The sequence below is a fragment of the Hymenobacter perfusus genome, assembly GCF_003944765.1.
In the GTDB taxonomy this organism is placed as follows: Bacteria; Bacteroidota; Bacteroidia; order Cytophagales; family Hymenobacteraceae; genus Hymenobacter; species Hymenobacter perfusus.
In genome coordinates, this window is record NZ_RWIU01000004.1 from 80,298 (window position 1) to 99,075 (window position 18,778).

Sequence of the window (18,778 nt, forward strand, 5' to 3'; positions counted from 1 at the left end):
GCTACCGGTATTCGTTTCTCCTTTCAGTCCGTGGCCGATTTCATTTCACCAGCCTACGCGCAGCTGACCGCATTCGTCAGTAGCATTCCGGGGTTGTTACCGGCTGAAGCGTCGGCATTTACAGCTTGCTGGAAACCCGTGCCTGCTTTGCGGCGCACTGATTTCCTGATGCAGGCGGGACAAGTAGAGTACACCTTATATTTCGTGCACAAAGGGTTGCTGCGGGTGTATTATCCTACCGAAAGCGAGGAGATATGCGTGGGCTTTGCCTATGACCAGACGCTGATCTGCTCATTCCCCTCATTCATCAATCAGCAGCCATCCGCGTACGCCATTCAGGCCTTGCGCCGTACCGAGTTGCTTGGAATTCACCGTACAGATTTCATGCGTTTCGTGGATGAAAACGCAGCCTTTACCAGGTTCTGGCGTACCGAGCTGGAGCGGAATCTGCTGGGTCGTATTGAGCGGGAAATTGATTTGCTACTGCCCGATCCGGCGCAACGGTATCAGCGTCTGAGGACTCGAAGCCCGCATATTCTGCAGTATGTGCCGCGGAAGTACATAGCCTCTTACCTGCGCATGACGCCCGAAACGTTGAGCCGGCTTCGCTAAGCAACCGGAATTCTTGCGTTGAATCAAGGTAGCGTGATGCCCGGGACCGGAATTTTGCGGGCATGTATCTCTCCGTTTAGTTGCTATGACCCCGACCGTCTTTCTTCGTCAGCTGCAAGTGCAAACCCAGGAGGTGTTGCGCCTCGTGAAGCAGGAGTATCTGCCTTGTTCTCCGGCGGCGTTAAACCAGCAGCCTGCCCCCGGTAGCTGGAGCGCCTTGGAGTGTTTGGAGCATTTGAACCGCTACAGCCGCTACTACCTGCCTGAGCTGGCAGCCGCCGTCCGGCACCCGGCCCGACTACCGCACGTGGCCGTAGGCTTTAGTTGGCTAGGGCGGAAGTCGTGCGAACTGGTAAACCCGGATAATCAGCGCCGACACACCACGTTAGCCCGGATGAACCCAGCCAGCAGCCAGCTGTGTAAAGACACCGTGCTGTCGGAGTTTATCGGGCAAACCGAGCAGTTGCTTCGGTTGCTGGATGCGGCCTATGCTACTGACCTGAACCGAAAAACCGTATCGGTGGAGTTTTTTAGGCTATTGAGGCTGCGCACGGGAGAGGCTTTACTGTTCCTGGTGGCACATGTTCGGCGCCATGTGGCTCAGGGGCAGCGCGCCTTGGCTGGTGCTGGAAAATGATTTCACCGAGTAGCAAATAAAACTGGTAGTTCCTGCACCAATGCATCAACTGGCTGCAGTCCGGCTGCTGCACTAATCGGTGTGGGTAGTGAAGCTAAAACGACGTACTGGCTGCAACGCGGCTTAACTGATAACCCGGCACAGCTGGGGCTCGTTAGCTGGTACTTTATGAGCCGTGCATTTACCAAGGAAGACGATTCCCTCGAAGCCCCCATCATCCCACCCCGGGCCGCGCTGCTACCGGGTACGCCCAACTACGTCACGCCTGTAGGCCTAGAGCAGCTCCGGCAGGAACTCACCGAGCTGGAAGCGTCCCGTTCTGCTGCCGAAGCCAACCGTGAAAACGAAGCTGACCGTACCCGCCTGCTCACGCTGCTCAGCGGCCAGTTGGGGCAGTTGCAGGCCCGCCTCAACACGGCCCGGCTGGTTGATCCGCGCAGCCAACCTGCGCGGGAGGTGCGCTTGGGTGCCACGGTAGCGCTGCAGCCCGTTGGCGGCAAAGGCCCGACGCGGCAGTTCACTATCGTGGGGGTAGATGAAGCCTCGGTTGCCGATGGTAAAGTAGCCTTTGTAGCGCCTATTGCCCGCGTCGTGCAAGGTGCCAAGCTGGGCTAGCGCCTCACGCTGTACCTGGGCCCCAAACCCGAGGAAGTGGATGTTGTCAGCATCACCTACGAGCCCAGCTCCAGCGTAGCCCCCAACTAAAAAACGGGAGCCGCCCACTGGCAGCTCCCGTTTTTACTTATTTCGGATTTCGGCCTGAATGCAGGCAAAGAAATCTGTGCAATCCGGAAAATCCGGCTGAATTCTTCAGTTAGTAGGCCCGGGCGAAGTGGGCGCGGCGCGTGCTGGGCCGGCCGGTGACGATGCAGATGCCCTCCTCCTCCTGTTCGGCCAGGGCTAGGCAGCGGATGGTGGCTTTGGTTTCGTCCTTGATGCGCTCCTCCGTTTCGGAGGTGCCATCGTAGTGGGCCACCACGAAGCCGCCTTTGCCGTCGAGGACCTGCTTGAACTCCTCGTAGGTTTCTACGCGGGTGGTGCGCTCCTCGCGGAAGTGCAGGGCCCGCTGATAGATGTTCTTCTGGATGTCCTGCAGCAGTTGGTCTATGCTGTTCACGATGTCGGCCAGCGGCAAAGTGAGCTTCTCCTTGGTGTCGCGGCGGGCTACTTCCAGAGTGCCGGCGTCCAGGTCGCGCATGCCCACGGCAATGCGCACGGGCACACCCTTCAGTTCCCACTCAGCAAACTTGAAGCCGGGCCGCTCGGTGTCCCGGTCGTCAATCTTCACCGAAATACCCCGCTCAATCAGGCCCATCTGCATCGGCCGGATGCGTTCCAGCAGCTCGTCGAGCTGGCCGGTTTTGTAAATCGGGATGATGACCACCTGGATAGGGGCCAGTTTGGGCGGCAATACCAGGCCCTCATCGTCGGAGTGCGCCATTACGAGGGCACCCATCAGGCGGGTGCTCACGCCCCAGCTGGTGCCCCACACGTACTCCAGGCCACCGGCCTTATTGGCAAACTGCACATCGAAGGCCTTGGCGAAGTTCTGGCCCAAAAAGTGGGAGGTACCGGCCTGCAACGCCTTGCCGTCCTGCATCAAACCCTCAATACAATAGGTTTCCACGGCCCCGGCAAACCGCTCGTTTTCGGTTTTTACGCCTTTCACCACGGGCAGCGCCAGCCATTCTTCAGCAAACTGGGCGTATACGTCCAGCATCTGGCGGGTTTCGGCCAGGGCTTCTTCGGCGGTGGCGTGGGCCGTGTGGCCTTCCTGCCACAGGAACTCGGCGGTGCGCAGAAACAGGCGGGTGCGCATTTCCCAGCGCACCACGTTGGCCCACTGGTTGATGAGCAGTGGCAGGTCGCGGTAGCTCTGAATCCAGCCTTTGTAGGTGCTCCAGATGATGGCTTCCGAAGTGGGGCGCACAATCAGCTCCTCTTCCAGCTTGGCGTTGGGGTCCACGCGCAACTTGCCGGGCTTGTCGGGGTCGTTCTGGAGGCGGTAGTGGGTAACCACGGCGCATTCCTTGGCGAAACCCTCAGCGTTTTTTTCCTCGGCCTCGAACAGGCTTTTGGGGACAAATAGCGGGAAGTAGGCGTTCTGGTGGCCCGTGCGCTTGAACATATCATCCAGGGTGCGCTGCATTTTCTCCCAGATGGCGTAGCCGTAGGGCTTAATCACCATGCAGCCCCGCACCGAGGAGTTTTCGGCCAGGCCGGCGCGCTTCACCAACTCATTGTACCACAATGAATAATCTTCGGTGCGTTTGGGCAAACTTTTGCTCATGTCTTGGAGTAGTGTAGAAGAAGTGAAAAAGTTCCTGTTTCTGGTACAAGATTTGACGTAGAAAAAAGGCACCGTTTCGGTGCCAAATTACGTTATTAAATCCGGAGGAACTGAGGCCCAACGGCCTGCGCCGCTCCGGTTCACCTTCGTTCTCCGTCTTCCTGATCCAACTTTACGCGTAAGCAGCCATGAAAAAGATCCTTCCCCCCTTATTGCCCGCTCTGGCCCTGCTTACGCTGGGAGGCTGTGCAACAACATCCACCTTATCCACCACCGAAAACGACGGGATGTATTACTCGTCGGCGGCGGACCGCGTGACGGCTCCCGCCCCGGTAGCTGCCACGCAGTACCAGGAAGATGCCCCGGCCGCCAGCTCCGGCGACGTGGCCAACCCCGACTACGTAGCCGGGGCCACCGCCACCGAGGAGGCAGAATATTACGATGATGACTATTACTATGCCTCCCGTTTGCGGCGCTTCCACAGCCCGTACCGGGGTATTGGCATGGGCTACTACGATTTCGCCTATACTGACCCCTTCTGGTACGGTGGGTCGGCGTTCGGCTACTCGCCTTACTCGGCCTGGGGTGGTTATGGCGGTTACGGTGCTTACGACCCGTTCTTCAGCCCCTGGGGCTATGGTGGCGTGAACATCAGCATCGGGTTTGGCCGGCCCTGGGGCTGGGGACGGCCCTGGGGCGGCTATGGCTACGGCTACAACCCCTACGACCGGTTCGGCTGGGGTGGCTACGGCGGCTATCCGGGCTATTATGGTGGTGGCTATGGCCTCGGCTATTATGGTGGTGGTGGCGGCTACTACGGCGGCAACAGCGGCTGGGGCACGGTATACGACCGGCCCGGCCGCACAACTACCTACGGCCCACGCCGGGGCCGCACCAACGATAGTCCGGGAGTGGCTGCCCCAAACGGCACGGGGGGCGTGACCAATGGTCGTCGGCGCATCCAGGAAGGAGGCTTTGCTGACCCGAACACGGGTGGCGTAGGCACCAACGGTGCCGTAGCGCAGCCTAACATGGGCAGCCGCCGCCGCGGACAGGAAACATCCACGGCTGCCGGAGCCGCGGAAGTGGCCCCTTCCGTTTCGCTGGACCGCTCCCGCCTGAGCCGGAACCCAGCTGACCCTACCGGCACGACGTCTCCGGAAGGTGGCCGACGCTGGCGGGTGCTCGACAACACCACCAACGGTGGCGTTGCTTCGCCCAACGGGCAGCCTGCCGGTACCGTGGCCGAACCCATCCGGCGCCGCCGGACTGATTACACCGGGGGGACTCCTGCCACTGGCGGCGACCAGCAGACTTCCCAGCCGCGGGTGGCGGAGCAGCCACGTCGGCAACGGGTATATACGCCCGCTCCTGCTGCTGAACCTACCCGCACCTACGAGCAGCCGACGCGTACCTATGAGCGGCCTACCCGTTCATATGAGCCCTCGCGTTCCTATTCCGAGCCTTCCCGCAGCAATTCCAACTCCGGCGGTGGCAACTCTGGTGGCGGCAACTCGGGCGGCGGCCGGCGGCGTGACTAGCGTTTCGCTTTCTGTCAGGTACCCTGCCTTTTGCTATCAGTTCTATTCCCGGCCACCGAATGAGGGGCCGGGACCCTTCCCTTCCTTCCATGAAAACGCTGAAATATGGCTTTGCCGTGGCCCTGCTGGGCTCGGCCAGCCACGCCTTTGCCCAATACAACGCAGATGCCCTGCGCAATTCCCAACTGCAACCAGTCGGCACGGCCCGCACCCTCGGTATTGGGGGGGCCACGGCGGCAGTGGGCGGCGACTATGGCTCGGTGGCGGTGAACCCGGCCGGTTTGGGTATGTTCCAACGCTCGGAGTTTACCTTCTCGCCGGGGCTGTCGTCGATTAATTCCGATGGCCGGGCCTTCAACACCACTTCCAGTGACTCGCGCAGCAACCTCAACGTAGCCAGCATGGGCCTCGTGTTTGCCAATCGCCGCACCGACGACGATACCAACCCCTGGCGCTCCAGTGCCTTGGCGTTTGGCCTCACCCGCACGGCCAGCTTCAACCAGAACTTCCGCTACAACGGTACGCCGTCGCAAAACCAGGATATTTTCCGGCGATTCAATGATGATCAGAAGGCGGCCCTGGATGATCTGGCCTACAACACGTACCTCACCGATACGGATGCTCAGGGCACGTATATTCCCATTGATTTCGACCGGACCGGGCCGCTGAACCAAGGCGAAACCGTGCGGCAGACGGGGGCCAACACCCAGTTCGACCTCGCCTACGGGGCCAACTATCAGGATAAGGTGTATATCGGGGCCGGTATCGGGCTGATTTCGAGTCGGTACACCTCTGAAAACGTGCTGACAGCCACCGATCCGCAGGCTCCTACCTCGGTCCGGGATGATGGGAAGTCTTTCGCCTCCCTGACGCTGCGCGACAATCTGCGGACCACGGGCGGCGGGGTGAATGCCCGGCTAGGCGTGATTTACAAGCCCGTGGAGGCGGTGCGCCTCGGCGCTTCCGTACAGACGCCCACTTACTTCCGGTTCACGGAAACCTACGATACGTCGCTGGATGCCCGCTTCGATAAAGCCGTGACGGTGGACGGGCAGACCTATATGTCAGCCAGCTCGGCACTGGACCCGAATGTGTTCGACTACGCCGTGACCACGCCGTTCCGGGCAACGGGCGGGGTGGCCGTGGTGCTTGGTAAGTTCGGTTTCCTGAGCGGCGACGCCGAGTACGTGAACTATGCGCAGGCCCGCGTGAGCCGCTACAACAACAATGCGGATTTCGGCTCCGATAATGACGCCATCAACAACCTCTACGGCAGCACCGTGAACCTGCGGGCCGGAGCCGAGGCCCGGCTGGATATGTTCCGCATTCGGGCGGGGTACGCCCACTACGGCGACCCATACAAAGTGCAGGATGTGGACCGGAGCCGCTCTTATTACAGCGGTGGCTTGGGCCTTCGGCAGAACAACTTCTTCCTGGACGGCGCGGGCGTGTACAGCACCGGCACCCGCCTGTACAGCCCGTATTCCATTAGCCCGACAGTTGGCGAAACTCCAACCGTTACGGTGGATAGCAACCAGTTTACCGTGACGCTCACGGCGGGCTTTATGTTCTAGCTAACTCCGTCACTTAACGCAGAATGGCCGGCCCTGATAGTATCGGGGCCGGCCATTTTGCTTTGAGAAATGGTATGCTACTTAGCCACGCGCACCTGCAGCACCAGCGTACGGATGCCAGTGGTGATGATGTCACTGACCAGGATGAGGCCATCCTTGTTCTCAGGGGTCCTGAAAGCCAGAATCTGGCCTTTGGTCAGGGGGCCGGTGCGGGTAGCCGTGGTAAACGCTGTGCTCTGGTTGAACAGGGTGGTGAACTGGGCCGCAGTAGTCGCGTTGGTGAAGTCGTTGGCGGTTAAGGTGGTGCTCCGAATCTGGGTGGCGCGGCCGGCCCAGGGCAACTTGAGGGCCGCATCGGTGGTGGTGGCCAGGCCGGGCGCGGCGGTAGTCGTGCCGGGCACGTAGACCAGATCTGTCATCCGCTGGTTTTCGGGAATGCGTCGCAGCGAAAAGCTGGGCAGCGTAAGGCCTTCCCGCAAAGCCAGAAATGTGCGCCGGCTGATGCCCGCCGCGCCGGTAAGCGGGGCCTGCAACGGAACCGTGTAGGAATGAAAGGCCGCCGCCGAGTCGGTGCGGCCCAGGCGCAGAAAAAAGCTGCGCACACCCCGGTTGCCTTTTGTATCCGTGAATTCGTACTGCCACGTTTCCTTTCCGGCCGTAGTGCGGGCCGGCTGTACGCTCTGAAAAGCAAACTGACCGGTTTCGGCCAGCAGCGTATCCAGGTACACCAGTTCGAAGGCCAGCGAATCGTCCTCCTTGTAAAGGGCGGGGTAGATGATAGGGCGGGCCCGGGGCGTATACCGGACCCGGATAACCAGGTGGTTTAGCGGAGCCTCGTCGTTTTCCGCTTCGGCATATACTTTCACCGCAATAGTGTCGCCGGCCGTGGTCAGGCGGCGGTCGGAGGGGTTGAAGCGGGAGCTGCCCACGAACTCCACGCGCGGCCCCGACTGCAACGACGGTTCGCAGGCGGTCAGGAAAAGGGAAAACAGCAGGAGGGAAGCAGGACGAAAACGCATAGCAGGGTAAAGATACGGATGGATTAAGACGGGCAACAGCCCCATGCCCGGACTGGCTGCCCGGACTGGCATACGGCCGGCCTTGGTGCAACCTTGCGGGGGGCATTCCCTACCTTAACGCCGGATTCCCGCCGACATTTCATTTTCTCCCCGCATGCGTTTACGTTCTTTGGGCTTGGCCCTGTTTCTGACCACCGCCAGCCCCGCCCTGTTGCCCGGTTCTGCCCCGGCTGCCTTCGCCCAGCAAAAGCAGAATATCACCCTCGAAGACATCTGGCAGAAAGGCACGTTCTCGGCCCGCTCGGTGCCCGGCTTTAACTGGATGAAGGATGGCCGCTTCTACTCCTCCTTGAGCAAGGGTGACTTGGTGCAGAACGACGTGACCACCGGCCAGCCCGTGCAAACCCTGGTGGCGGCCCAGGACCTGACGCTGCCCGGCCAGACGCAGCCGCTTCAGGTAGATGGCTACAGCTTCAACGCCGACGAAACCAACATCCTGTTCAGCACCGATACCGAGGCCATTTACCGCCGCAGCAGCAAGTCATTCTTCTTCGTGTACGACCGGGCCAGCAAGAAGCTCACGCCCCTGAGTGCCGGCGGCAAGCAGCTTTACGCCACCTTCTCGCCCGACGGCAAGCGCGTGGCCTTCGTGCGCGACAACAACCTGTACGTAACCGACCTGGCCACCATGCGGGAAACCGCCGTGACAACGGACGGGGCCATCAATAAGATCATCAACGGCGGCACCGACTGGGTGTACGAGGAGGAGTTCTCCTTCGCCCAGGGCTTCCAATGGTCGCCTGACTCGCGCTACGTGGCCTACTACACCTTCGATGAAAGCCAGGTGCCCGAGTATAACATGCAGGAGTGGGGTCCGCTCTACCCCAAAGACTACCGCTACAAATACCCCAAGGCCGGCGAGAAAAACTCCGTCGTCAGCATCTCAGCCTACGACGTGGCCGCCGGCAAAACGGCCAAAATGGACGTGGGCACTGAAACCGACCAGTACCTCCCGCGCATCCTCTGGACCCAGACGGCCGACCTGCTCAGCATCCAGCGTCTGAACCGCCTCCAGAACAAGCTGGAAATCCTGCACGCCAACGCCAAAACCGGCCAAAGCCGCGTGGTGCTCACCGACACTGATAAAGCCTACGTAGACATCACCGATGATGTGCGCTACCTGGCCGGCGGCAAGGAGTTTCTGTTCAGCAGCGAGAAGGACGGCTACCGCCATCTCTACCTGTATGATATGAAGGGCAAACAGGTACGTCAGGTGACGAAGGGCAACTGGGAAATCACCGAAATCAACGGCTTCGATGAGAAGAAAGGTCTGGTGTACTTCACCAGCACCGAAGGCTCGGCCCTTGAGCGCCACCTCTACCGCATCGACCTGAAGGGCAAGGGCAAAACCCGCCTGAGCGAAGCCGGCCGCGGCACCGACGCCGTAAACCTCAGCCCCGACACCCGCTATTACCTCAACTACCACTCCGAAGCCGGCGTGCCGGCCGTGGTCAGCCTGCGCAGCGGGCAGGATGGCAAGCTGGTGAAAGTGCTGGAAGACAACGCCAAACTGCGCGAGAAGCTCGGGCAGTATAACCTGGCCACGCCCGAGTTCTTCACCTTCAAAACCAGTGAAGGCGTGGAGCTGAACGGCCAGATGCTGAAGCCCGTGGGCTTCGATGCCACCAAAAAACACCCCGTGCTGATGCATGTGTACGGCGGCCCCGGCTCCCAGACCAACGCCGACTCCTGGGGCGGCACTAACTACCTCTGGCACCAGATGCTGGCGGAAAACGGCTACCTCGTGGTGATTGTGGACGGGCGCGGCACCGGGGCCCGGGGCGCGGCCTTCAAGAAGGTCACCTACGCCAACCTGGGCAAGCTGGAAACCATCGACCAGGGCGAAGGCGCCAAGTACCTGGCCACGCTGCCTTACGTGGATAAAAGCCGCATCGGCATCTGGGGCTGGAGCTTCGGCGGCTACATGACCACCCTGGCCCTCACCAAAAACGCCGACCTGTTCAAGATGGGCATTGCCGTGGCCCCCGTCACTAACTGGCGCTACTACGACACCGTGTACACCGAGCGGTTCCTGAAAACGCCCCAGGAAAACCCCCAGGGCTACGACGACAACTCCCCCGTGCAGCATGCCGATAAGCTCAAGGGCAAACTTCTGCTGGTCCACGGCACCGGCGACGACAACGTGCATTTCCAGAACTCCGTCTCCTTCGTGGATGCCATGATTAAGGCCAATAAGGACTACCAGACGCTGTATTACCCCAACCGTAACCATGGCATCTACGGCGGCAACACCCGCCTGCACCTCTACCGCCAGATGACGGATTTCGTGCTCAAGAATCTGTAACCTGAGGCGAAGTACACACCATAAAAAAAGCCCCTCTGATGAGGGGCTTTTTTGTTTCTGCGGCGAACTATTGCAGTAGTTCCGCGTGGCCGGCAAACTCGGGAGCCGGCTGGGGGCTGATGGAGGTGATTTGCAGGCCGAGCAACTGCGGGCTGCGGAATTGCTCGTAGAGGTCGGCAAACAACTCACTTAGCTCGGCCGTGGTGCTGCGTACCTGCTGCTTATGCTGCGAAGTGCCAACCACCTGCCCACATTCCAGCTGCGCCAGCGTGAGGCGGCAGCACACCATATACTCCAGCGTGTTTTTCATAGCGGCAAAGCAGAAATGAGGGAGCGAGAACAGGGTGTAAAGCTAAATAAATTGGCTTATATATCTAATTATTTTAGTATTATATTTCTTTGTTGAGCAGTCTTGGATGATGTGTCGTGTATCAGGACAGCGCTTGGGGCGGCGGCGAACCGCTGCCCGCCGGGCGGGTTTTATCCTGCGGCAGCGGCACGAATTCCAGGTTATCATTGGGCGGGAGCAGGATGCGGCCGGCCAGCCAGTCGGCCTTGGCCTGCTCAATACGGTCTTTCCTCGACGACACGAAGTTCCACCAGATAAACCGCTCCCCCAGCGGCTCGCCGCCCAGCAGCATGAGCGTGGTAGCCTCCCGGGCCACCAGCACCGGGTCGAGGCCGGGTGTGAACACCAGCAGTTGTCCGGGGCCATATGCGCGGCCATTCACTTCCAGCAGGCCTTTGGCCACATAGGCACCCCGCTCAGGGTAGCCGCGCGGCAGCCCGAACCGGGCCCCTGGCTGCAACACTACGTGCAGGTAAAACAGCGGCGAATGGGCCTTGACGCTGTTTTTTAGCCCGAAGGCGTCGCCGGCAATCAGGCGCAGCCACACGCCGGGCTCCGTGAAGATGGGCAGCTCGTGGGGGGCGTAGTTATCGAAGGCGGGTGCCGTTTCCTCGTCGGCTTCGGGCAGGGCCACCCAGGTCTGCAGCATTTCCAGCTGGCCGCCGGCCAGCGTAGCCGGGTCCTCGAACCGCTCGGAGTGCGCAATGCCACTGCCGGCCGTCATCCAGTTCACCTCGCCCGGCCGGATAATCTGCTCCACGCCCAGACTATCCCGGTGCGTGACCTGGCCGCCAAACAGGTAGCTGACGGTGCTCAGGCCGATGTGGGGATGGGGCAGCACATCCAGCGTGGGCAGCAGCTCCGGGGCCAGCTGTACCGGGCCGGCGTGGTCCATGAAGATGAACGGGCCCAACATCCGGCGCAGCCGGTAGGGTAGAATGCGCTTCACCTCAAACCCCGGGCTGAGGGCCGCGGGCCGGGCGTCGATAACCTGATCAAGCATAGGAAAGCAAAGGGGGGAGATACAGAAAAGATTCAGCTGAAAAGTAAACCACTTTTCGCTGAGGTATTTACCAGAAAAATCCGACTTTCGGCCAATAATTCCGGGGTTTCCCGCGTAGAGTCCTGTTATGCCGAAATCTACCCCCGTTCGTTTGCTGTGTATGGGCCTGACGGGCGGGCTGCTACTGGCCTGTCAGCCAGACCGCCCGGCCCAACAGGCCGCGCCCGCCGCCACCGTGCCTGCCCTGGCCGATACGTTGGGCTACGACTCGCTGGCCCAGCCGGTCGGGGTTGTGCGGCGCGACTGGCACCGGCTGGAGCGGCCTACCAACCGGCGGGCTCCGCTGATTGTGTACCGCAGCAGTGCCCGCCCGGCCGCGTACGGTGCAACTGCGCCGCCCACCGAGGCGCGGCTGCAGGACCTGACCCTCAAAGCCAGCGAGTATTTCCAGATTGACCCCACCCAGGCCGCCGAAGTACGCGGCCGGGAAGGTACGGTAGTTCGGATTCCGGCCAACGCCTTGGTAGACAACAAGCAGCGGCCCGCCGTTGGGGCCGTGTGGGTGGAACTGAAGGAGTGCTACGCCGCCTCGGACCTGCTACTGTCCAACCTGCTCACCGAAACCCTGGCCGGTGCGCCGCTGGAGCTGACCGGGGCCGTGCTGGTGCGGGCCACGGCCGGCGGGCAGCAACTGGCGCTGGCCGCCGGCCGCGCGTTGCAGCTGGAGCTGGCGGGTAGCCATCCTGGCCAGCCGCTGTTCTACGGAGAAGCGGCGGAAGGCACCGTGCGCTGGGGCGAAAGCAAGCAGCCTGCTCCCGAATCCATCCGCACCACGGCCCAGCAGATGCCTAGCTACGGCCAGGGCCCCGCCGACTTCAACCGCTTGGTGCGCTACCCGCAGAGTGCCCAGGAAGCCCGGGCCGAAGGGTTGGTTTTTGCCTCGTTCGTGGTGGATGAGGCCGGCCGTGTGGTGCAGCCGCGCATCGTGCGCGGCGTGGGTTACGGCTGCGACGAGGAGGTGCTGCGGGTGTTGCGCCAGACCTCAGGCCGCTGGCAGCCGGGCCGCCACGATGGGCAGCCGGTGAAGGTACAGATGACCTTGCCCATCCGGTTTCACTTCGAGCCCGGCCTCGCCACTGCCCCCGAAACGGCCGCCGTGGCTACTGTAGGACTCCCCGCCACCGAAGATACCGCGCCGCTGGAACTGGCCGCCGACCCCAATGCTTCCGCGGTGACGCAGCTGGGCTGGGTGGCCGCCGGGCAGCCCTGGCGCGGACGCACCGCGCCGTTGTTCGTGCCCGTTGCCGGCCCTGAGGAGCATACCACCGTGCGGCTGGTGCTGCCCGGCCACCGCGTAGTGCTGGCCGGCGTGCCGTGGGCCGGGGGCTACAAGTTCATGGAGGCTCCCGTGGGGGCCACCATCGTTGGGCTGCGCTACGAAAACGGCATGCCCTTCCTCGCCCGCCCCGATAAAAGCGCGGCCCCGGATACGCTCCGCTTTCAGGAAACCACCCTTGCCGACCTGGAAACCACGCTGGAACGCCTGAACTAAAGCGCCTGCAACGCCTACCGCCGGGCTCCCAGCCGCAACGTCCGGCAGGAGTCAGATTGCACCAGGGTTTCGGTCTGGAAGGCAGTTTGCCAGGCGCGGGTAGCTTTCTGCCCGCATACCACTACCACGTCGCCGGGGGCAGATTCGGCGGCCTGCCAGGCGGCGCGGCGCGCTACGGTGTGGCTTTGCTGGTATTGGGCGGCCATCTGATAAAACAGCGGGGCGTCGTTGAAAGAGCCATCGGTACCCAGGGTATACTGCCAGAGGCCGGGCTGCTGCTGCCACTGCTGCCGTAAATGGTGCCCGTACACCAGCTGGTGGTTATCGAAGCGGTATTTAGAAAGCTGACGCAGATACTGTACCTGGTTCAGGTAAGGAAACGCCGCTATGCCCAGCACCCCTGCCAGCAGACCCAGAAAAGAAAGCCGCAACCCGGCGGCCTGGCGGATTAGCCGGAAGCCTACCGTGAGGCCGGCTGCCGCCAGCACAGCCATGAGCGGAAACGCCGGCGCATCGTACCAAAAAAGCTTGGTTTGGGCCAGGGAAAGAACCAGTAGGAAGCTGCCCACTACGGCCGTCAGCACCCGGCCCAGCCACCAGGCCGTACTACCTTTGGGTTGCCACCAGCCCAGGCTCATGCCCAGTAAAGCGGGCAGTAGCCACAGCGCAAACTTCGTGTGAGCCAGCAGGCTTAGATACCACTCGAAAGGAGCATTGTTGCCTTCCAGCTCGTGGGCCGCCGGGCCGCCTACCTCGTATTGCCACACCGCTTGCAGATAGCCAGGGGCCGCCGCCTCCCGCACCAGGTACCAACTGGCGGTAACCAGTAATACCAGGCCGGCCGCCAGCCAGGGCGTGGGGTTGCGCAGGCGGGCCCAGCTACCCGTCAGGGCCACGGCCAGCACCAGCCCGGGCCCGAACATAGCCCCGGCAATGCCTTTGGTGAGGATAGCCAGCATGAAACCCACGCCCGTGCCCCAGGCCCAGCGGGCCCGGCCGGTGCGCAGATAAGCCAGCCAGCTCAACGTGCCGCCGGTAGTCCAGAGCGTCAGAAATGCATCGAAATCAGCGGTGCGGGCAACGTGGAAGCAGACGTAGCCGGGGCTGGTAAGCAGCACCAGGCCGGCCAGCAAGCCGGCCACCGGGCTACGCAGCCACCGGGCCGCCGCGTAATACGTCAGGCCTACAGTAGCCAGGGCAGCCAGGGCGGCGGGCAGGCGCAGGCCCAGCTCCGTCGGTCCGAACAGGTGGATGCTGCCGGCCAGCGTCCAGAGCCAGAGAGGTGGTTTACAGTTCCAAAAGTCCGGCTCGCCCAGGTAGCGGGCCACCAGCCAGTCGTGGTGGACCAGCATCCCCAGCGCATCCAGGGCCGTGCGGGACTCATCCCACTGCTGCACCGGAAACGAGGAGAGCTGCCAGAACAACGGAAAATACGCCAGTATCAGCAGGAGTAGTAGAGGCAGGTAGCGGTGCCAAAAAGGTGACACGGCTGGTTGGATGGAGCGGGAATGGGAAAGCACCCTCCAAGCTACGCGCCGGACGGAGCTTCCGCAAGCATCCTGCCCGAAGTAATGGCTTGGCTACCCGGCCTTGCTTACAGCTTCACGCACACGTTTTGGGGCTCGGTGAAGAAGCGTAGAGCTTCCAGGCCTCCTTCCCGCCCCACGCCGGAGTTTTTCATCCCCCCGAAAGGCGTCCGCAGGTCGCGGTGCAGCCAGGTGTTCACCCACACCACGCCGGCGTGCAGCTGGTGGGCCACGCGGTGCGCCCGCGTAAGGTCCCGCGTCCAGATGGTGGCCGACAGGCCGTAGTCAGTGCCGTTGGCCCAGCGCAACGCCTCTTCTTCGGTATCAAAAGGCGTAAGCGTCACGACCGGCCCAAAGATTTCCTCCTGGTTTACCCGGCAGTCGGGAGCAAGGCCCTCAAAAACCGTGGGCTCTAGAAAGTACCCGTCGGCGCAGCGGCCAGGCACCCGCACCCGCTCCCCGCCCGCCAGTAGCCGCCCGCCTTCCTGCTTGGCTAATTCGATGTAGGAAAGCACTTTTTGCAGGTGGGCCTCGCTGACCAGGGCGCCCTGCCGGGTACTTTCATCCAGCGGGTCACCCACGGTCAGCGTCTGTACCTGGGCCAGAAACTCCGCTTTGAACTGCTCGTAGATGGGCCGCTCCACGAAGATGCGGGAGCCGCACAGGCAAATCTGACCCTGGTTGGCAAAGCTGCTCCGGATGCTGGTGCGCACGGCTTTCGTCAGGTCGCAGTCGGCAAAGATGAGGTTGGGGTTCTTACCGCCCAGTTCCAGAGAGAGTTTTTTGAACTGTGGCGCGGCCGTGCGGGCAATATGCTGGCCGGTTTTGGTGCCGCCCGTGAAGCTGATGGCCCGGATGCCCGGATGTTCAATAAGGGCCTGACCCGCTCCCGGCCCGGTGCCGTGCACAATGTTGAGCACACCCGCCGGCAGGCCTGCTTCTTGGGCCAGCTTGCTCAGCAGAAAAGCCGTGTAGGGCGTGACTTCCGAGGGCTTGGCTACCACGCAACAGCCAGCAGCCAGAGCCGGCGCAATTTTCCAGGTGAACAGGTACAGCGGCAGGTTCCAGGGCGAAATACAGGCCACCACGCCCAGCGGATGCCGCACCGTGTAGTTCACGGCCACGCCTTCCTGCACATGGGCTTCGGTGGCAAAGTGCTGGGCTGCAGTACCAAAAAAGGCGAAGTTGCTGGCGGCTCGCGGGATATCCAGCGTGCGGGCCAGGCTCAGGGGCTTACCGTTGTCCTGGCTTTCGGCGCGGGCCAGGCGGTCCAGGTTCCGCTCAATCAGCTCGGCCAGGCGCACCAGCAGGCGGCCCCGTTCCTCGGCCGCAAGGGCGCGCCAGGCCGTCAGCGCTGCCTCAGCGGTCTGCACGGCCGCGTCAACATCGGCGGCATCGGAGTCGGGTACCTGGGCGAATACCTGGCCGGTAGCCGGTTCAACCAGCGGAAGATACCGGCCGGCGGCCGGGGCTACCAGTTGCCCGCCGATGAAGTTCTGGAGCTGCATCATGACCATGAAAGAAATATCCGGGGAAGAATCACTCAACCAAGCAACGCTACTCCGCTGGCTTCAGGAAGCGGCCGGGCTACTCCCGCCGCAAATCGGTTTCCTCAATAATATAGAGTGGCCGCTGCCGGGCATTTGCTCCCAGCCGCGCCATATATTCCCCAATGATACCCACGGCCATCAGCTGAACGCCGCCCAGAAACAGCACGCTCACCATAATGGATGGCCAGCCGGTGCCGTAGTTGTTCATGAAGAAGCGGGCGTACATAGCGTACAGCATCACCAGAAAGGCAATGCCCGACACCACAAAGCCGCCCACGGTAGCTACGCGTAAGGGGAGGTCTGAGAAGGACGTGATGCCATCCAGCGCCAGCCGAATCAGCTTGCTGTAGGTGTAGCCCGGCTCCCCGCCGGCCCGCTCCGAGCGGTCAAACTCCAGGAACGTCTGGCGGTAGCCAATCCAGGCAATCTGGCCCCGGATGAACTTGTTCTGCTCCGGCATCTGCTTGAGGGCATTCACCACCTTGCGCGACACAATGCGGAAGTCACCGGTATCAAGCGGAATATTGACGGAGGTGATGCTGGCCAGAATCCGGTAGAACATCTTGGCCGTGAAGAGCTTAATCATGCTTTCGCCCTGGCGGGTCCGGCGTTTGGCGTATACCACCTCGTAGCCTTCCTGGAGCTTGGCGTACAGCTCCGGCAACAGCTCGGGCGGGTCCTGCAAATCGCCATCCATCACGACCACCGCCGCCCCCGACGATAAATCCAGCCCGGCTGTGATGGCAATCTGGTGGCCAAAGTTGCGGCTGAACGTGATGTAGTGCAGGCGCGGGTCACGGGCGGCCAGCTCCCGCATGATGGTCAGGGAACGGTCGTGGGAGCCATCATTCACCAGAATGACTTCGGCCTGCCACGGTTGAGCGTCCAGCATAGCAGCCAGGCGGGCGTACAGGGCCGGCAGGTTGGTTTCCTCGTTGTAGATGGGGATGATGATGGAGAGGTCCACGGGGATAGGGCAGAAAAAGTTAAGCCGCTTTGCGGGCCAGGGCAAATACACTGACGCCTACCGGGGCATTGAGGGCCCGAAGCAGGCGGTTTTCGGCGGTGATAACGCCGCGCAGCACCGTATTGAGCAGCGGCGGCGTGGCAAAAAAGTCGTCTTTCAGGGGTTGGTCTTCGGCGGGCAACAGGCGCTTGAGCAGGCGCACGGCTGCCGTGGGGAAAAACAGACCCACATTCCAGTACGACTTACGGCGCACCTGCAAACCGGCCTGGCGCAGGCTCTGGGCCAGCTGGGCCGCCGTGTAGCGCCGGAAGTGCTGATTCACCTCATCGTGCTTGCCCCACAAGAACTGGAAGGCTGGTACAAATACCACCAGCTGGCCGCCGGGCCGCAGCACCCGCGTCCATTCGCGCAGGGCTTGGGCCTCGTCCTGAATGTGTTCCAGCACGTCGGAGGCAATAACCAGATCGAAGGAAGCATCCGGAAAATCCAGGTGGGCGCCATCCATGCACGACACGTTGGGAATGCCCCGGGCCTGAGCCACGGCAATGCCCGCCTCGCTCACATCAATGCCCGTGAGGTGCTGGTAGCCCTGGGCGGAAAGCCGCTGCAGCAGCGGCCCGCCGGAGCAGCCAATTTCCAGAATGGGGGCCGTGACGGGCAGGCGCAGGTCTTGCACCAGGTGAAACACCATGTCGCGCCGGGCCTGAAACCACCAGTAGTTTTCTTCAATCTGGTGGTACTTCAGTTCGTATTCAATATTCATGAAGCCATAGGGGTAGACCACACGGCTCCGGGCGCGGCGGCGGCTGGTGGCAGGTTAGTATCGGACACGATGTAGAGGGGACGCTGGCGCACGTTGGCGTTCAGGCGGGCAATATATTCCCCAATGATGCCCACGGCAATGAGTTGCACGCCACCCAGAAACAGAATGCTGATCATGAGCGACGCCCAGCCCGGCTCATAGTCGCGCGTAACGAAGCGGGAGTACAGCGTGTAAAGCATCACGGTGAAAGCAACTCCCGACACCAGAAACCCGCTGATGGTGGCTACTTTCAGCGGAAAATCGGAGAAAGCCGTGATGCCATCCAAGGCCAGCTTCATCATCTTCCGATAGGTGTAGCCGGTTTCCCCGCCGGCCCGCTCCGCCCGGTCATACTCCAGGTAGGTCTGGCGGTAGCCAATCCAGGAAATCTGGCCCCGGATGAACTTGCTCTGCTCCGGCATGCGCCGTAATGCGTCCACTACTTTGCGCGAAATCACCCGGAAGTCGCCGGTGTCCACAGGAATGGAAATGTGGGTGATGTTGGCCAGCAGGCGGTAAAACAGCTTGGCCGTCAGCTTCTTGGCGGCGCTTTCGCCCTGGCGGGAGCGGCGCTTAGCGTACACTACCTCGTAGCCTTCCCGGAGCTTGGCGTACAGCTGCGGAATCAGCTCGGGCGGGTCCTGCAAATCGGCATCGATAATGGCCACGGCCTCGCCCCGGGTACAGTCGAGGCCGGCCGTAACGGCAATCTGGTGGCCGAAATTGCGGCTGAAATTAATGTAGCGCACTCGTTCGTCGCGGGTAGCCAGGGTCTGAATCAGGGCCAGAGACTGGTCGCGGGAACCATCATTGATGAAGATGAACTCGTAGCCGCCCGGCAGCCGCATCGGGTCGAGTACACCGCGCAGCCGCTCGTACAGCGCCGGAATGTTCTCCTCTTCGTTATAAATGGGAATAATGACGGAAAGGTCCACGGAAGTTGGGCAGGAATGGAGCAGGCGGAGGGCCAGAAGGCCGGGCGAAATGCCGA

General features: G+C 62.0%; 16 protein-coding genes. 7 read left to right on the top strand and 9 right to left on the bottom strand.

All coding sequences use genetic code 11. The features are described 5' to 3' along the window. The first annotated feature begins 30 nt into the window (after positions 1–30). The 3 genes from EI293_RS12695 (at position 31) to EI293_RS12705 (ending at position 1,864) form a co-directional block, all read left to right on the top strand. The gene (locus EI293_RS12695) at positions 31–612 is read left to right on the top strand and encodes a Crp/Fnr family transcriptional regulator (RefSeq protein WP_170170362.1); all 582 of its coding nucleotides are present in this window, start codon (positions 31–33) and stop codon (positions 610–612) included. 85 nt (positions 613–697) lie between these two features. Next, positions 698–1,249, top strand: coding sequence for a DinB family protein (locus EI293_RS12700; RefSeq protein WP_125438318.1), 552 nt, complete (start codon positions 698–700; stop codon positions 1,247–1,249). 168 nt (positions 1,250–1,417) lie between these two features. Beyond that, entirely contained in the window at positions 1,418–1,864 is a 447-nt protein-coding gene (locus EI293_RS12705; protein WP_246010628.1) for a GreA/GreB family elongation factor, read from the top strand. Between the two features lie 199 nt (positions 1,865–2,063). Here EI293_RS12705 and proS read toward each other — a convergent pair whose 3' ends face one another. After that, a complete protein-coding gene (gene proS, locus EI293_RS12710) occupies positions 2,064–3,539 on the bottom strand; it encodes a proline--tRNA ligase (protein WP_125438321.1) in 1,476 nt (491 codons plus the stop codon). 188 nt (positions 3,540–3,727) lie between these two features. Here proS and EI293_RS22255 point away from each other — a divergent pair, with 188 nt between their 5' ends. Continuing rightward, complete coding sequence (locus EI293_RS22255) at positions 3,728–5,080, top strand: hypothetical protein (RefSeq protein WP_211339584.1); 1,353 nt, start codon at positions 3,728–3,730, stop codon at positions 5,078–5,080. Positions 5,081–5,169: 89 nt separating this feature from the next. Further along, complete coding sequence (locus EI293_RS12720; RefSeq protein WP_125438324.1) at positions 5,170–6,654, top strand: OmpP1/FadL family transporter; 1,485 nt, start codon at positions 5,170–5,172, stop codon at positions 6,652–6,654. Between the two features lie 77 nt (positions 6,655–6,731). On the opposite strand, the gene EI293_RS12725 is transcribed toward EI293_RS12720, so the two are convergent. Then, on the bottom strand, positions 6,732–7,673 hold the full coding sequence (locus EI293_RS12725; RefSeq protein ID WP_125438327.1) for a hypothetical protein: 942 nt from the start codon (positions 7,671–7,673) through the stop codon (positions 6,732–6,734). A gap of 154 nt (positions 7,674–7,827) precedes the next feature. On the opposite strand from EI293_RS12725, the gene EI293_RS12730 reads away from it, so the two are divergent. Further along, positions 7,828–10,038: a S9 family peptidase gene (locus EI293_RS12730; RefSeq protein WP_125438330.1), complete on the top strand. Its 2,211-nt coding sequence runs from the start codon at positions 7,828–7,830 to the stop codon at positions 10,036–10,038. A gap of 67 nt (positions 10,039–10,105) precedes the next feature. On the opposite strand, the gene EI293_RS12735 is transcribed toward EI293_RS12730, so the two are convergent. Both EI293_RS12735 and EI293_RS12740 read right to left on the bottom strand, forming a co-directional pair. Continuing rightward, positions 10,106–10,348, bottom strand: a complete 243-nt coding sequence (locus EI293_RS12735; RefSeq protein WP_125438333.1) for a hypothetical protein — start codon at positions 10,346–10,348, stop codon at positions 10,106–10,108. Positions 10,349–10,469: 121 nt separating this feature from the next. Further along, entirely contained in the window at positions 10,470–11,390 is a 921-nt protein-coding gene (locus EI293_RS12740; RefSeq protein ID WP_125438336.1) for a pirin family protein, read from the bottom strand. Between the two features lie 127 nt (positions 11,391–11,517). Here EI293_RS12740 and EI293_RS12745 point away from each other — a divergent pair, with 127 nt between their 5' ends. Next, positions 11,518–12,942: an energy transducer TonB gene (locus EI293_RS12745; protein WP_125438339.1), complete on the top strand. Its 1,425-nt coding sequence runs from the start codon at positions 11,518–11,520 to the stop codon at positions 12,940–12,942. 14 nt (positions 12,943–12,956) lie between these two features. Here the strand turns inward: EI293_RS12745 and EI293_RS12750 are convergent, their stop codons facing one another. The 5 genes from EI293_RS12750 to EI293_RS12770 all read right to left on the bottom strand — a co-directional run bounded on the left by EI293_RS12750 (position 12,957) and on the right by EI293_RS12770 (position 18,722). Then, entirely contained in the window at positions 12,957–14,429 is a 1,473-nt protein-coding gene (locus EI293_RS12750) for an ArnT family glycosyltransferase (protein WP_148103280.1), read from the bottom strand. A gap of 107 nt (positions 14,430–14,536) precedes the next feature. Beyond that, complete coding sequence (locus EI293_RS12755) at positions 14,537–15,979, bottom strand: aldehyde dehydrogenase (RefSeq protein WP_125438344.1); 1,443 nt, start codon at positions 15,977–15,979, stop codon at positions 14,537–14,539. A 76-nt stretch (positions 15,980–16,055) separates the two neighbouring features. Beyond that, entirely contained in the window at positions 16,056–16,985 is a 930-nt protein-coding gene (locus EI293_RS12760; protein ID WP_125438347.1) for a glycosyltransferase family 2 protein, read from the bottom strand. Positions 16,986–17,004: 19 nt separating this feature from the next. Next, complete coding sequence (locus EI293_RS12765) at positions 17,005–17,748, bottom strand: class I SAM-dependent methyltransferase (protein WP_125438350.1); 744 nt, start codon at positions 17,746–17,748, stop codon at positions 17,005–17,007. Then, entirely contained in the window at positions 17,745–18,722 is a 978-nt protein-coding gene (locus EI293_RS12770) for a glycosyltransferase family 2 protein (RefSeq protein WP_125438353.1), read from the bottom strand. The genes EI293_RS12765 and EI293_RS12770 overlap by 4 nt, the downstream gene beginning before the upstream one ends. Between the last annotated feature and the right edge of the window lie 56 nt (positions 18,723–18,778).

Bases quoted from the DNA above. Each gene is read 5' to 3' on its own strand.
- proS (WP_125438321.1), bottom strand. From the start codon at position 3,539: ATGAGCAAAAGTTTGCCCAAACGCACCGAAGATTATTCATTGTGGTAC.
- EI293_RS12700 (WP_125438318.1), top strand. From the start codon at position 698: ATGACCCCGACCGTCTTTCTTCGTCAGCTGCAAGTGCAAACCCAGGAG.
- EI293_RS22255 (WP_211339584.1), top strand. From the start codon at position 3,728: ATGAAAAAGATCCTTCCCCCCTTATTGCCCGCTCTGGCCCTGCTTACG.
- EI293_RS12755 (WP_125438344.1), bottom strand. From the start codon at position 15,979: ATGATGCAGCTCCAGAACTTCATCGGCGGGCAACTGGTAGCCCCGGCC.
- EI293_RS12725 (WP_125438327.1), bottom strand. From the start codon at position 7,673: ATGCGTTTTCGTCCTGCTTCCCTCCTGCTGTTTTCCCTTTTCCTGACC.
- EI293_RS12765 (WP_125438350.1), bottom strand. From the start codon at position 17,748: ATGAATATTGAATACGAACTGAAGTACCACCAGATTGAAGAAAACTAC.
- EI293_RS12730 (WP_125438330.1), top strand. From the start codon at position 7,828: ATGCGTTTACGTTCTTTGGGCTTGGCCCTGTTTCTGACCACCGCCAGC.
- EI293_RS12745 (WP_125438339.1), top strand. From the start codon at position 11,518: ATGCCGAAATCTACCCCCGTTCGTTTGCTGTGTATGGGCCTGACGGGC.
- EI293_RS12740 (WP_125438336.1), bottom strand. From the start codon at position 11,390: ATGCTTGATCAGGTTATCGACGCCCGGCCCGCGGCCCTCAGCCCGGGG.
- EI293_RS12705 (WP_246010628.1), top strand. From the start codon at position 1,418: ATGAGCCGTGCATTTACCAAGGAAGACGATTCCCTCGAAGCCCCCATC.
- EI293_RS12720 (WP_125438324.1), top strand. From the start codon at position 5,170: ATGAAAACGCTGAAATATGGCTTTGCCGTGGCCCTGCTGGGCTCGGCC.
- EI293_RS12735 (WP_125438333.1), bottom strand. From the start codon at position 10,348: ATGAAAAACACGCTGGAGTATATGGTGTGCTGCCGCCTCACGCTGGCG.